11 protein-coding genes are annotated in these 14,357 nt (G+C 33.2%); 10 read left to right on the top strand and 1 reads right to left on the bottom strand.

Features of this window, described 5'->3' with window-relative positions; all coding sequences use genetic code 11:
• Nucleotides 1-119: 119 nt before the first annotated feature.
• From DOS84_RS17355 to DOS84_RS17335, 5 genes are all read left to right on the top strand, one after another.
• Nucleotides 120-4,463: a CheR family methyltransferase gene (locus DOS84_RS17355; RefSeq protein WP_111411371.1), complete on the top strand. Its 4,344-nt coding sequence runs from the start codon at nt 120-122 to the stop codon at nt 4,461-4,463.
• A 174-nt stretch (nt 4,464-4,637) separates the two neighbouring features.
• Entirely contained in the window at nt 4,638-5,183 is a 546-nt protein-coding gene (locus tag DOS84_RS17350) for a helix-turn-helix domain-containing protein (protein WP_111411370.1), read from the top strand.
• A gap of 58 nt (nt 5,184-5,241) precedes the next feature.
• The gene (locus DOS84_RS17345) at nt 5,242-8,007 is read left to right on the top strand and encodes an ATP-binding protein (RefSeq protein ID WP_111411369.1); all 2,766 of its coding nucleotides are present in this window, start codon (nt 5,242-5,244) and stop codon (nt 8,005-8,007) included.
• Nucleotides 8,004-8,438: a response regulator gene (locus DOS84_RS17340; RefSeq protein ID WP_111411368.1), complete on the top strand. Its 435-nt coding sequence runs from the start codon at nt 8,004-8,006 to the stop codon at nt 8,436-8,438. The genes DOS84_RS17345 and DOS84_RS17340 overlap by 4 nt, the downstream gene beginning before the upstream one ends.
• A gap of 91 nt (nt 8,439-8,529) precedes the next feature.
• Nucleotides 8,530-8,724 carry a hypothetical protein gene (locus DOS84_RS17335; protein ID WP_111411367.1) on the top strand — a complete coding sequence of 65 codons (195 nt, stop codon included), beginning with the start codon at nt 8,530-8,532 and terminating at the stop codon, nt 8,722-8,724.
• A gap of 278 nt (nt 8,725-9,002) precedes the next feature.
• Here DOS84_RS17335 and DOS84_RS17330 read toward each other — a convergent pair whose 3' ends face one another.
• Complete coding sequence (locus DOS84_RS17330) at nt 9,003-9,221, bottom strand: hypothetical protein (protein WP_111411366.1); 219 nt, start codon at nt 9,219-9,221, stop codon at nt 9,003-9,005.
• A gap of 368 nt (nt 9,222-9,589) precedes the next feature.
• Between DOS84_RS17330 and DOS84_RS17325 the strand changes: the two genes are divergently transcribed.
• The 5 genes from DOS84_RS17325 to DOS84_RS19415 all read left to right on the top strand — a co-directional run bounded on the left by DOS84_RS17325 (nt 9,590) and on the right by DOS84_RS19415 (nt 14,245).
• Nucleotides 9,590-10,063: a Dps family protein gene (locus tag DOS84_RS17325; protein WP_111411365.1), complete on the top strand. Its 474-nt coding sequence runs from the start codon at nt 9,590-9,592 to the stop codon at nt 10,061-10,063.
• 15 nt (nt 10,064-10,078) lie between these two features.
• Nucleotides 10,079-10,222, top strand: a complete 144-nt coding sequence (locus tag DOS84_RS19145; protein WP_165830462.1) for a hypothetical protein — start codon at nt 10,079-10,081, stop codon at nt 10,220-10,222.
• The gene (locus DOS84_RS17320) at nt 10,219-11,298 is read left to right on the top strand and encodes an AI-2E family transporter (protein WP_111411364.1); all 1,080 of its coding nucleotides are present in this window, start codon (nt 10,219-10,221) and stop codon (nt 11,296-11,298) included. Before DOS84_RS19145 ends, DOS84_RS17320 begins: the two co-directional genes overlap by 4 nt.
• A gap of 167 nt (nt 11,299-11,465) precedes the next feature.
• Entirely contained in the window at nt 11,466-12,536 is a 1,071-nt protein-coding gene (locus DOS84_RS17315) for an OmpA family protein (protein WP_111411363.1), read from the top strand.
• A 254-nt stretch (nt 12,537-12,790) separates the two neighbouring features.
• Entirely contained in the window at nt 12,791-14,245 is a 1,455-nt protein-coding gene (locus DOS84_RS19415; protein WP_111411362.1) for an OmpA family protein, read from the top strand.
• Nucleotides 14,246-14,357: the final 112 nt, after the last annotated feature.

Here is a 14,357-nt window from a genome sequence, read left to right as displayed (position 1 = left end):
TGTATTAATAGTTATTGTTTGTATTTATAACTACATTTGGTATAGGTATACCCTATTTATGGATGTAATAAGGAGAATGCTTCTTTTTAATACCACTGTCCAAAATAAATATTGGTATCATGAAATCAATTCCGACCATAGAAAAAAACAGTTTGCCTAAATCACTAACCAACAACAAAATAACAACAACTAAAGAAATAAAAATCTCAAAATTCCCTGCAAAAAAACTTTCGTTTTCAAACAAGGAGCTCAAAAAAAAATCTTTTACTGTTGTAGCTATTGGTGCCTCTGCAGGTGGTCTTGAAGCAATAACCCAATTACTGAAAAACCTTTCTCCTACTACAGGTATGGCTTTTATCTATGTCCAACATCTAAGTCCTGATCATAAAAGTTTACTTGATAAACTTTTGTCCAAAGTAACTCAAATGAAAGTTCAGGTAATTGACAACATGGAGAAAATGGAACCCAATAACTTTTATGTGATTCCTAATGATAAAGAAATTGAGGTGACTGATGGACATATAAAATTAATTCCCCGTCCCAAAAACAGAACGTCAAACTTCTCGATCGACTTACTTTTTTCTTCTCTGGCAGAAACCCATCATGAAAATGTTATTGGCGTTATTCTATCTGGATCGGCAAATGATGGCACACGTGGATTGAAAGAAATTAAAGAGGCTGGAGGAATTACTTTCGCTCAGGATGACTCGGCGAAATTTAGCAGTATGCCCAATTCTGCAATTGCAGAAGGTGTTGTTGATTTTGTATTATCTCCAAAAGAAATTGGAGTTCAATTAACACATATTAGTCAACATCCTTTCGTAATTAGTACAGCCATAAAAAAAATACCCGAGGCCGAAATAGAAAACAGCAATCCAGAGTTGAAAGTTATTCTACAGCTTTTACACAAAAGAAAAAATGTAGATTTCAGTCACTACAAAATGAATACTATCAAAAGGCGAATACTTCGCAGGATGTTAGTTTATAAAATTAAAACTTTAAAAGAATACATAGAAATACTTATAAATCAAAGCGATGAGATTGATATTCTTTATCAGGATCTATTAATTAACGTAACTACTTTTTTTAGAGATTCCGAACCTTTTTTGTATTTAAAAAATGTAATTCTGCCTAAATTAATTGAAAGTAAAAAAACAGGTGAGACTCTTCGCTTGTGGGTTGCCGCTTGTGCAACCGGTGAAGAAGTTTATTCGATAGCTATGTTATTACTCGAAATTCAAGAAGACAATCTTAACAGTATTCCTTTTCAAATTTTTGCTTCCGATCTTAGTGCCGAAGCCATTCGGATTGCTCGTATTGGAGAATATTCTGCTTCGCAATTGGCAACAATTTCACCAGAAAGATTAGTTCGTTTTTTTGTGAAATCAAAAAATAAATACCGTATTTCTAAACAGTTAAGGGATGTTTGCGTATTTGCAAAACACAACATTTTACGTGATCCTCCATTTTCAAGAATGGATTTTATTAGTTGTAGGAATATGTTAATATATTTAGACACAACTGCACAGAAAAAAGCCATTTCTACTTTTCATTATGCCTTAAACGATGGAGGCTGCTTGATGTTGGGAAAATCGGAAACAATTGGAACAACAGCCCAACTTTTTACTATTCTCGATAAAAAATTCAAATTTTATTCTCGAAAAAAAAATTCAGGATTACGCACCATTCCTGACCTCACTTCACGTCTATCCCATTCTACCATGCCTGATAAAAACACTATACAACCTTCTACCTTCAAAAAAGTATCTACATTAGCAAACGGCACAATTGCAATGGCATTTGACACTGTTTTACTCGAACATCACGTTCCTGCCAGTGTCATTATAAACTACGATTTGGAAATCCTCCAATTTCGGGGATCTACTTCGTCGTATTTGCAACATTCTCCAGGTAAGGCCAGTTTTAATATTTTGAAAATGGCACATATCGAAATCACATTTGAGTTGCGTAATGCCATTCATCATGCCATTAAAACAAAACTCCCGATCCGAAAAATGGGGATTGAAATGAATCGGAATCCAATAGACAACACTATTCAAATTGTGAATATTGAAGTCATTCCGCTAAATATTGAAGGAGAAGAGCCATTATTGATTGTTATTTTTACTGGATACATACAGCATGAAACCGAAGAAGAATCAATAAAAGGGCAAAAAAACAACACGATTGCAAAGGATCGCCGAATAAAAAAACTGGAGGAAGAACTTGCCGCTGCCCGAGCAGATATGGGTTCTATAACCCAAGATCAAGAAGCAGCCAATGAAGAGCTGCAAAGTGCTAACGAAGAAATAGTCTCGAGCAACGAAGAACTGCAAAGCTTGAATGAAGAACTTGAAACCTCCAAAGAAGAGATTGAATCAACCAATGAGGAGTTGGTGACCAGTAATCAAGAATTACATTCAAGAATTCAGCAAGTAGAAGAATTAAATCACTATAATGAAGCAATACTCTCCACAGTTCATGAACCTGTTCTTGTTCTTGATAAAGACATAAAAATAAAATCAGCCAATAAATCATTTTGCAAAACATTTCACGTAACCGAAGAAGAATGCATTGGAAAATCATTATATAAATTAGGGAATAACCAATGGAATATTCCAAAATTAAAAGCGCTAATAGAAGAAATTGTTTCGGAAAATAAGAACTTTCATGATTTTGAAGTAGAGCATGTTTTTCCAATTATCGGCAAAAAAATAATGTTGCTCAATGCCCACCGCATCATCCAAGCACGAGAAAATGAAAATTTGATTGTCCTTACGATTATTGACATTACCGATGTTCGAAATCTGGCAATTGAACTCCAAATCAAAGAGAAAAAAGTATTGGAAGTACAACTTGAGGTAGAGAAAAAAGCACTAAAATTAATTGAAGACAGTAATAAGCGTTATAGTATGATGCTGATGAACTCACCTTTCTCTTTTGTTATATTAAAAGGAAAAGATATGGTCATCAAACTTGCCAATGCTAGTATTAAAGAAATTTGGGGAAAAGGAAATGACATAGAAGGCAAACCAATTCTTACGGTTTTACCAGAATTAAAAGATGGTCCAATCCCAAAAATGCTTGAAGATGTTTATACAACAGGTATTCCACAAGAAGGATATGAGGTCCTTGTTCCCTTAAACCGCAATGGCCGATTTGAGGATGTCTATTTCAATTTTGTTTATCAACCTTATCTCGATGCTGATGAAAGCATTTTGGGGGTAACCGTTATTGCTTACGAGGTTACAGCTCATATTAATTTAAAGTCCGAATTAATCGAAGCAAAACACGTAGCGGAACAAAACACAAAAATTGCCGAAAATGCATTAAAATCTAAGCAACAATTTTTGTCGAATATGAGTCATGAGATTCGGACTCCGATGAATGCCATAATTGGGTTTACAAATGTGGCATTAAAAACCAATTTGAATAAAGAACAAAAAGAATTTATTACGGCAATTAAATCTTCCGGAAGTGCATTGATTGTTTTAATTAATGACATACTTGATCTAGCTAAAGTAGATGCTGGAAAAATGACTTTCGAAAAAGAAAGGTTCAATATATTTGAGTCTATTGCTGACATTTTATATTTATTTGAATCTAAGTGTTTAGAGAAAAATTTAAAACTGGAGCAACAATATGATAAACGGATTCCCGAATATATTGTGGGCGATAGCATGCGTTTGCGACAAATTATTTTGAATCTGATTAGTAATGCCATTAAATTTACTGCGAAAGGAAAAATAATATTAAGTGTTCAAATGCTGAAAGAAGATTCAGAAAAAACGACAATTGAATTTACTTTAACTGATACTGGTATTGGAATTGCAAAAAACAAGCTGGCCCACATCTTTGATAATTTTGAACAGGCTTCTACCGAAATTTCACGATTATACGGAGGTACCGGTTTAGGACTTGCTATTGTAAAACAACTAGTGGAACATCAAGACGGTACCTTAATTGTAAAAAGTACAGAAGGTAAGGGCTCCACTTTTGGCTTTGTTATGGATTTTGATAAATTCTGTGTGGAAGCTCCCGCTGAAGAAGAAAATATTCACAATACAATTGACGGACTAGAAAATATAAGAATTTTGGTGGCAGAAGATATGCCATTGAATCAACTTTTGATAAAAATTATTTTAGAGGAATTTGGTTTTAAATGTGATATTGCGTCAAATGGTAAAGTAGCCATAGAAAAACTAAAAGAAAATAACTATGATATTGTTTTGATGGACATACTAATGCCTGAAATGAGTGGGTTTGAGGCTACAGATTACATTCGGAATACAATGAATTCCAAAATTCCTATCATTGCGCTAACCGCCGACGTAACAACTGTAGATGTACAAAAATCAAAAACAATTGGGATGAATGATTACATTTCAAAACCCATTGATGAAAAGCTTTTGTACGACAAAATAATCAAACAGCTTAAGAAATCAATGCCTAAAAAAAAGTGAATATTGAGTAATGAATAGTCAATTCAATATTGACCATTCCCTATTCACAAACAAGTCAATAATCAGTGAATTATACAACAATTTTGTTTAGTTGTGTAACACGGATTTTTGATTCTTGAGCGACCTTTACTTGATCCTTTAAAAAAGAATAACTTGAAATTATATATCAAATACATGGTTAGTAATCGCTGTAAAATGGCGGTGAAAGAAGAGTTGAAAAAACTTGGCCTGCACTACATAGTAGTTGATTTAGGCGAAGTGGAAATCATGGAGACTATTTCTATGTACCAAAGAGAGCAACTCAAAATAGGCTTAATAGATTCCGGGCTCGAATTGATGGATGATAAAAGAGCCATGCTTATCGAGAAAATAAAAAATGTAATTATTGAATTGGTTCATCATACAGATGAAAACATTAAAATCAATTTTTCTGATTATTTGCATGAAAAATTAAATCACGATTACACCTATATGTCCAATCTTTTTTCGGAAGTACAAGGAACTACAATCGAACAATTTATCATTTCGCACAAAACCGAAAGAATTAAAGAATTGATTATTTACGGCGAACTCAATATAACTGAGATTGCTTGGAAAATGGGGTATAGCAGTGTAGCTCACTTATCGAGTCAATTCAAAAAAGTAACAGGCTTATCTCCTACCCACTTTAAACAATTAAAAGACAAAAGGCGCAGTCCAATTGAAGAAATCGGAAACTAATTACAATATCATCTTTAAAATTCCACTATAAATTTAACAAGCAATACCACGTTTCCTAATGCAAGAATCACAATATGCCAGAAGTTTAATAGAAGCCAATTTGGATCCCTTAGTAACCATAAGTTCTGAGGGCAAAATTACGGATATGAATGAGGCGCTTACATTGATTACAGGCTTAGCCAGAGATGACTTAATGGATACTTATTTCAAAAATTATTTTACAGAACCTGATAAAGCCCACGCTGTCTACCAAGAGGTTTTTGCCAAAAATACAGTTTCTGATTTTCCACTTACCTTTCGCCATAAAAATGGAAGACTGACGGAAGTATTGTTTAATGGCTCGATTTTTAGGGACGCTCATGGGAATATAAAAGGGGTTGTAATTGTAGCCAGAGACATCGCCGAACAAAAATGGGCGTTGGAATTGAGGAATGCTAATAAAGAATTAGCTTTTCAAAATGATGAAAAAGAGAAAAGAGCAGCAGAATTATTCATCGCCAACAAAGAGTTGGCTTATCAAAATGATGAAAAAGAGAATAGAGCTGCAGAGTTGGTTATCGCTAATGAAGAGTTGGCATATCAAAATAAAGTCAAAGAAAAAAGAGCAGCTGAGTTAGTTATTGCCAACAAAGAGTTAGCCTTTCAAAATGATGAAAAAGAAAAAAGAGCAGATGAATTATGCATTGCCAACAAAGAGCTTCTTTTTCAAACAGGTGAAAAAGAAAATAGAGCTGCTGAATTGATAATTGCTGATTTGGAGCTTGAATTTCAAAACAAAGAAAAAGAAAAACGCGAGATTGCCAACAAAGAATTAGAGGCACATAGTTATTCCCTTAAATTGGCTTCTCAGTATTCTTTGAGTTTGATTGAAGCAAGTCGTGATCCATTATTTACCATTTCACCGAAAGGAAAAATTACGGACACAAATGAGGCAACAGTTCAGGTTACTGGCGTATCAAGAGAACAATTAATTGGTTCCGATTTTTTTGATTATTTCACAGAGCCCCAAAAAGCACGTGATGGATATAAAAAAGTTTTTTCAAAAGGTTTTGTAGTTGATTACCCGCTTACTATAAAAGACGAAAATTTCACAAATGTCTTATTTAACGGTTCAGTTTACAAAGATGATTTAGGAAATGTTGTGGGAGCCGTAATGGTTGCCAGAGATATTACAGAACAAAAAAGAATTGCAACAGAATTATTTGAAGCCAAAGTCTTTGCTGAATTGGCAACAGTAATAGCCGAAGAAGCAAAAAGCAAAGCAGAATTGGCTACTAAAATTGCTGAAAATGCAGTAAAAGCAAAGCAGCAATTTTTATCGAACATGAGTCATGAGATACGGACACCAATGAATGCCATTATTGGATTTACAAAAGTGGTCTTAAAAACGGAATTATCGGCTAAACAAAAGGAATATTTGATGGCGATAAAAATGAGTGGTGATGCGTTAATCGTGCTTATAAATGACATTTTGGATTTAGCAAAAGTAGATGCTGGAAAAATGACTTTTGAACAAAGCCCTTTCAAAATAAAAAAATCATTATCTTCTATGCTTCATTTATTTGAAACAAAAATTCAGGAAAAAAACTTAAAATTAGTTTCTGAATACGACGATAAAATTCCTGAAGTCTTAGTTGGAGATGCAATTCGTTTGCACCAAATTATTTTAAATTTGGTTAGTAATGCAGTAAAATTCACAAATAAAGGTGTCATTACCGTCAGCGTTCATTTAATGTTTGAAGACGACGAAAAAGTAATTATTGAATTTGCTGTCAATGATACTGGAATAGGCATTTCTGAAGATAAAATTGACCGAATTTTTGAAAATTTCCAACAAGCATCAAATGGAACTTCCCGATTATACGGAGGAACTGGCCTTGGACTTGCTATTGTAAAACAACTGGTAGAATCTCAAGGAGGAAGTATTAGGGTCAAAAGTGAAATAAACGAGTATTCCCGTTTTAGTTTTACTTTACCTTTTCTAAAAACGAAAGAAAATGCAGCATTAGAAAATGAAATAATGGAATTGGATAATGAAATCAAAGACATTAAAGTCTTAGTTGTTGAAGATATGGCTCTCAATCAATTGTTGATGAAAACCGTATTGGATGATTTTGGCTTTGAACGGGATATTGCTGAAAACGGCAAAATTGCCATCGAAAAACTCAAAACAAATCAATACGATATTGTTTTGATGGATTTACAAATGCCTCAAATGAATGGTTTTGAAGCCACAGAATACATTAGAGAGACATTGAAAATGACTATTCCAATCATTGCTCTAACGGCAGATGTAACCACTGTAGATTTGGCTAAATGCAAAGCTGTGGGTATGGACGATTATATTGCAAAACCCATTGATGAAAGAGTATTGTACAGTAAAATCGTTGGGTTAGTACAAAAACCAAAAAAATTAAAACTAAACAATACAATCAAAACGGAGGTTTCAAAAATAGCAAAAGTAAAATACATCAATTTAGATTACTTGAACCGTCGCACCAAATCCAATCCAAAATTGATGATTGAAATGATCGGTCTCTATCTCAAACAGACTCCTGAATTGATTAATACATTAAAACAAAGCTTGTTGGATCAAGATTGGAGTATGCTAAATGCTGCCATTCACAAAATGATTCCCTCATTTTCAATTATGGGAATTCATTCCGATTTTGAAAATATGGCAAAAAGGATTCAGGAATTTGTAGCTATACAACAACAAAATGATGAAATGGAAAGTATGATATTGAAACTTGAAAATGTATGTACGGAGGCCTGTAAAGAATTAGAACTAGAATTAGAAACACTTAAAAAATCCTTAAAATGAATACCATAAACAAAATAAAACTGTTCTTAGTCGATGATGACGCCTTATTCTTGAAGTCTTTGGAAATTGAGTTTTTGGAACATGCCGATTTTGAAATTGAGACCTACTCTACCGGAGAACTTTGTCTTGCTAATCTGCCTAACAGTCCAGATGTAATTATTTTGGATTATCATCTTGATGGTATAGATATAAATGCTATAAATGGTATAGAGACCTTGGATAAGATAAAAGCATTCAATCCAGAAATAGCGGTAATAATGTTGTCTTCCCAGGACAAAATTGATGTAGCTATCGATTGTATGCACCATCAAGCCTTTGATTATGTGGTTAAAAGCGAAACTGCATTTGTACGTTTGCAAAAAATAATATCATCTCTTTATGAGTTTAGAAAAATGAAAAAGGAACTGAGTTGGTATATGGACAGAATGTAAAAAAACTTTCAAAGCGACAAAAAAAATATCGATTTAAAAAAAAACGTAAAAAACAAAAAATAGAACATATAAATAACTAAATAAAAAAATCATGAATATCAAACGAATTTTCGGTGCATTATTAACGGCTCTAGGAATTGGAGGCCTTATCTACGATGCGGTTATATTTACAAACACTTCAGGCAGTGAAAGAGACATTAAAGCATTAATCATCTATGGAATTTTAGGAACTGTTTTCTTTATAGCAGGAATTAGTTTAGTGCGAACTACAAAAGATGAATCATAAATCTCCAATCGTTCTGTAAAAAGGATTTGTTCAATGCACATTCCTTAATCACATAATACTTTTTCTGATTTGCCAGATTGGCATGACGGGATCAAGAACCAAGAAGTTTAACAACCTTCCATCTATGAACAACAAAAAATTAGATGAGCTTGATACCCGTTAATCAGTAAATACTATCCTTACTGAATTAATCTCACAGTTGTTTTAATGTCCAAACATAAATCTTGGCTAAATTTTTGCCATTTGGTAAGCTAACTGTATAACTTCTTCTTCAATTTTTACTTGCTCAGCAGTTTATTTATTGGCAAGCTTGACTTTGCTTTTTTCTTGTAAATTGTATACCTAATTTCATTTAATTTTTTATAAATAAATTTTGGTTTGTCATATACTTCCAAAATTATTTTCAAAGATTCCTCTGCTCGTTTTAGAACAGAAATAAGGGCAAAGCCATACTCAAATCCTTCCAAATTAATTCCTTCACTCTTGAGGTTATTCATTTCCAAAGTGAGTGAGTTCATTATCAATATTTCCTGAATAATTAACGATCTAGTGACGGTAGCTAATAAGTATTGCTATAGTCGTGCATATTTTTAGTGCCTTTTTTTAGCCAAAACACACCAAAAAATAATTGGAAATTTACTACTCTAATTTCTGTTAAATATCTACATAAATCAGGATAAATTTTTCTTTTAAAAATGTAAGACAACCCTATAGATAAGAAAAATAGCTGTAAATTCTATAATTATATTCAAAAGTTATGTAATCAAACTTTACACTTAAGTTGTCATCTTTGCAATCTAGAAATTTCTGAATTCAAATAATTCTAATCAGAAAATTGAAAATAATAATATAAAAACAAGAAAATATGGAACCACACATTGGAATTACTAAACAAAATTTGCAAAAAAGCATTGTAATCTTATCTTCAGTTTTAGCAGATGAAATGACTTTATACATTAAAATGCGAAAATTCCATTGGAATGTATCGGGGAATAGTTTTATGGAATTACATATACTATTTGAAAACCAATACAAACAGTTAGAAGCTTCAATTGATGAAATTGCAGAACGGATTAGTAAATTGGGAGGGAAAGCTATTGGTACTATGAAAGAATTTTCAGAACTGACAAGACTTAAAGAAAGCCCAAATAAGTATCCTTCACAAAAGGATATGATACTGGAATTATTAGAAGACCATGAAACTATTATTATTCAACAACGAAAAGATGAAACAGTATGTGCTGAAGAAAATAATGATGCTGGTTCAGCAGATTTTTTGACTGGCTTAATGGAAGATCACGAAACAATGGCATGGAAACTTAGAAGATACTTGAGTTAAGTAAAAAAAAATATAATGTATAAAGTAGAAAAAAAATTAGGAGTCAATTCCAAAAGCCATTGCAAAGTCGGTAAAATAACTTACAGAAAAAACGCTACTGTTGATACCGGCTCCATTTCATTTGATTATAAAACAGAAGCTTCTAAAAAATCAAAATGATAACCTCGTCCTCAACAACTATCGCAAAGAAATTATTTTTATTTTTTCTTATTATTACGGGTTTATATTATGGGAAAGTTTTTCTTATGCCTTTTGTAATTGGAGGAATTCTGGCTACCCTTTTTTTACCTTTTTGCAATTGGATGGAGAAAAAGAAAATTCCCAAAGGAATAGCTGTATTTCTTTGTTTTTTTACTTTATTCCTTTTTCTTTCTGGATTAGTGGCATTACTAAGTTGGAAAATATCTGAAGTGATTAATGACATTACTCTTTTGAAAGATAAGGCTAGTGATACCGTTGTCTTTATTCAAAAATACATTTACAGTCATTTTAATATTTCGATAGAAGAGCAATATAAAATTTTGAAAGAGGAAAAACCTTCTTATTCAAATATGGTACAGATGCTGTTAAGTTCGCTGGCTGTTACATTGACTAATCTTATTTTAGTCACGGCTTATTTTTTGTTTTTGCTATATTATCGCTCTCATATCAAGCAGTTTATTTTAAAACTTACTGCCATTTCAGAGCAACAAGCAATGGAACAAATAATACACAAAGTGGCCAATGTATCGCAACAGTATTTGATTGGTCTTTCAAAAATGATTGTTTGCTTATGGATTATGTACTATATTGGTTTTAGCTTTATTGGATTAGAAAACGCACTCTTTTTTGCCATATTATGCGGGTTTCTGGAAATCATTCCTTTTGTTGGTAACATCACTGGAACGGCACTTACTATTTTAATTGCGGCCATGCATGGAGGCAATCTAATTCTAATTGGTGGTATTGCTATTACATATGGGGTCGTTCAATTTATACAAGGCTGGTTATTAGAGCCTTTAATGCTAGGTCCTCAAGTAAAAATTAATCCTTTGTTTACGATTATTGCACTAGTATTAGGTGAACTCCTTTGGGGAATTCCTGGAATTATTTTGGCGATACCATTAACTGCCATGCTAAAAATTATCTGTGATCATGTTGAAACATTGAAGCCTTATGGTTTCTTGATAGGAGAAATTGAAAGCAAAAAATCTACAAATTCCAGTTTTTTTAAAAAAATAAAAGCCTTAGTATAACTAATAGCAAAATTCAGTTTATTATTCCAAAAAAGAACTTCCACCATCCAAGCCTATTTTATAATTCATTTAAAAAGGTGTGAATCATACAACTAATAAAAAAAGTTATGTAACACTTAATACCATTTTGTGGAAGATCTTTGATACAAACAATAAAAACCCACAAAATGAAAAAACTATTATTTATATGTACGTGTTTAGCATTTACATATATTACAGAAGCAAAAACAGGAAACCCAAAATTGGATATTAAAATTTCTGATTCTAAAACTTTACCTATTAGTGATTTAGAAAATGATTTTCACAAAAAAGATATTTCGTTTTTTGGACTGATAGACTTAACAACTTACCTTTTAGATGAAATAAAAGATACTGATAATGACGGTGTTTCCGATAGAAATGACAAATGTCCAAACACTCCAGCTGGTGTCGCTGTTGACAAAACAGGGTGTCCTCTTGATAAAGATATAGATGGTGTTGCCGATTATTTAGACGCATGCCCTGATGTAATAGGATTAGGAACCTTGAATGGCTGCCCTGATACCGATAAAGACGGAATAGCCGATGACAAAGACCGTTGTCCAGATGTAGCTGGACCAGTTAATTTGAAAGGTTGTCAGGATGTCGATAAAGATGGTGTCGCAGACATTGATGATAAATGTCCAAATACAACTGCAGGTTACAAAGTAAATGCGTCTGGGTGTCCTTTGGATAATGATAATGATGGTGTAGCGAATGAAGTAGATCTTTGTCCTGATACAGCCGGGCCATTAGCACTAAAAGGCTGTCCAGATACGGATGGCGATGGTGTAACAGATAATATTGACCGTTGTCCAACCGAAAAAGGGAATATCATTGACAAAGGCTGTCCTACAATTGCACCTGTAGACGTTAAAAAAATAGCTGATATTGCAGGTAAACTTTTCTTTGAAAATGGTAGTGCTGAACTAAAAATATCTTCATATGTTCAACTTGATTATTTGGTGGTCATATTAAAACGTTATAATGCGACTGATTTGCAAATTGGTGGACATACTGATAATGTGGGTGGTGACCTCGCTAATATAGACTTATCAAAACAACGTGCCGAATCCGTAAAAACTTATTTAATCAGTAAAGGAATACCTGAATCCAGGCTTACTGCTTTAGGATTTGGGGACGGTAAACCAATTGCCGATAACAAAACTGCTTCAGGCAGAGCCAAAAACAGAAGAGTTGAATTGGTAACAACCTACTAAAGATTTTTTTGGATGTATTTTTTAAAGAGAGGCCGTTGTAAAACGGTCTCTCTTTTTTGGTTAAAACCGTAAAGTGGAATATATTACAATTTTACAGAATCACAATAAATAATTGATTATCAATGCATAAAATTAATTAACTCTTTTAATTCTTTCAAGAAAGGTGTGAATGATGCAAATATTAACAAAAGTTTTGTAACTCAAAAATTCGATTTATGAATCACCTTTGAATAAATATTTAAATACAACACAAAATGAAAAAATTACTATTCTTATGTACTTGCTTAGCATTTACATTTATTATGAATGCACAAACAGAAGACCGAAAATGGAATATCGGAATATCTGGTGGAGCAACACAATATAACGGAGATCTTGGAAATGACTTTTATAAAACCGATATGACTTTTTATGGAGTTGCAGGTTTGTCAGTTTCCAGATATTTAGGAAAATATTTTGATTTGAACTTAGCTGCAAATAAAGGAACCGTAGCTTACAATCGCCCAGATGGATATTTTAACAGTGAATTTTCATCTCTTGCATTGAATTTAAAAATCAATTTATTAAATCCAGATTACGTGGTTAGACCTTATGTATTTGGAGGATTAGGAGTTATGCTCTTTGATAAAAAACTAGATGTTGACAGTAAAAAAATCGATTATATTTTGCCAACAGCAGGTGGTGGATTAACCTTTAGGCTAAGCCCCGTTGTTATGCTTAATGTACAAGAAACCTTTATGTTTACTGATGGAGATGATAGAGATGGTGTTTCTGGTGGAAGCAAAGATTCATTTTTGATGCATACTGTGGGATTGTCATTCAACTTAGGAGAGAAAAAAGATGCTGACAAAGACGGCGTTTCAGACAGAAATGACAAATGTCCAGACACACCAGCAGGTATAGTTGTAGACAAAAATGGTTGTCCTCTTGATAAAGACAATGATGGTGTTGCCGATTATTTAGACGAATGTCCTGAAATTGCAGGATCATCAGCCTTAAATGGTTGTCCTGACAGAGACAAAGATGGTGTTGCAGATGCCAAAGATCGTTGTCCTGATGTTGCTGGACCGGTTGCTTTAAGAGGTTGCCCAGATGTAGATAATGATGGTGTTGCAGATATCGATGATAAATGTCCAAATACACCTGCAGGCCAAAAAGTTGATGCTGCTGGATGTCCTATGGATAATGACAAGGATGGTGTTGTAAACAGTGAAGACCGATGTCCTGATGCTGCTGGACCAATTGCACTAAAAGGGTGTCCTGATTCAGATGGTGATGGTGTTCCAGATATTGATGATCGTTGTCCTACCGTGAAAGGAAACATCATAAACAAAGGATGTCCAGAAATTGCGCCGAAAGACGTTAAAAGAATTGCCTCTATCGCTGGTAAACTTTTCTTTGAGAATGCTAGTGCTAAGTTAAAAACATCTTCTTACGTTCAACTAAACGAGTTGGTTATTATACTAAACCGTTACGAGGCAACCAATTTAGAAATTCAAGGTCATACAGACAGTAATGGTAGTGATGCGTATAACATAAAATTATCGCAACAACGTACGGAGTCAGTAAAACAATATTTAGTTAGCAAAGGTATCGCTGAAACTAGATTACTTGCTTTAGGATTTGGAGAAGGTAAACCAATAGCAACAAACAAAACTGCTGCAGGTCGCGCCAAAAACAGAAGAGTAGAGTTAAAAACAACTTATTAAATAATACATTTTTTTTGAATGTTTTCGGAAAAGGTTTGGGTGAAGGGGGCTGTTGGAAACAACAGCCCTTTTCTATTGAAAAAAAATTATTAGCTAATAATCCGACTCCAAT

It is taken from the genome of Flavobacterium aquariorum (assembly GCF_003254745.1).
GTDB lineage: Bacteria > Bacteroidota > Bacteroidia > Flavobacteriales > Flavobacteriaceae > Flavobacterium > Flavobacterium aquariorum.
The sequence above is the reverse complement of the archived record's forward strand: the minus strand, read 5'-3'. Positions and strand labels throughout refer to the sequence as shown.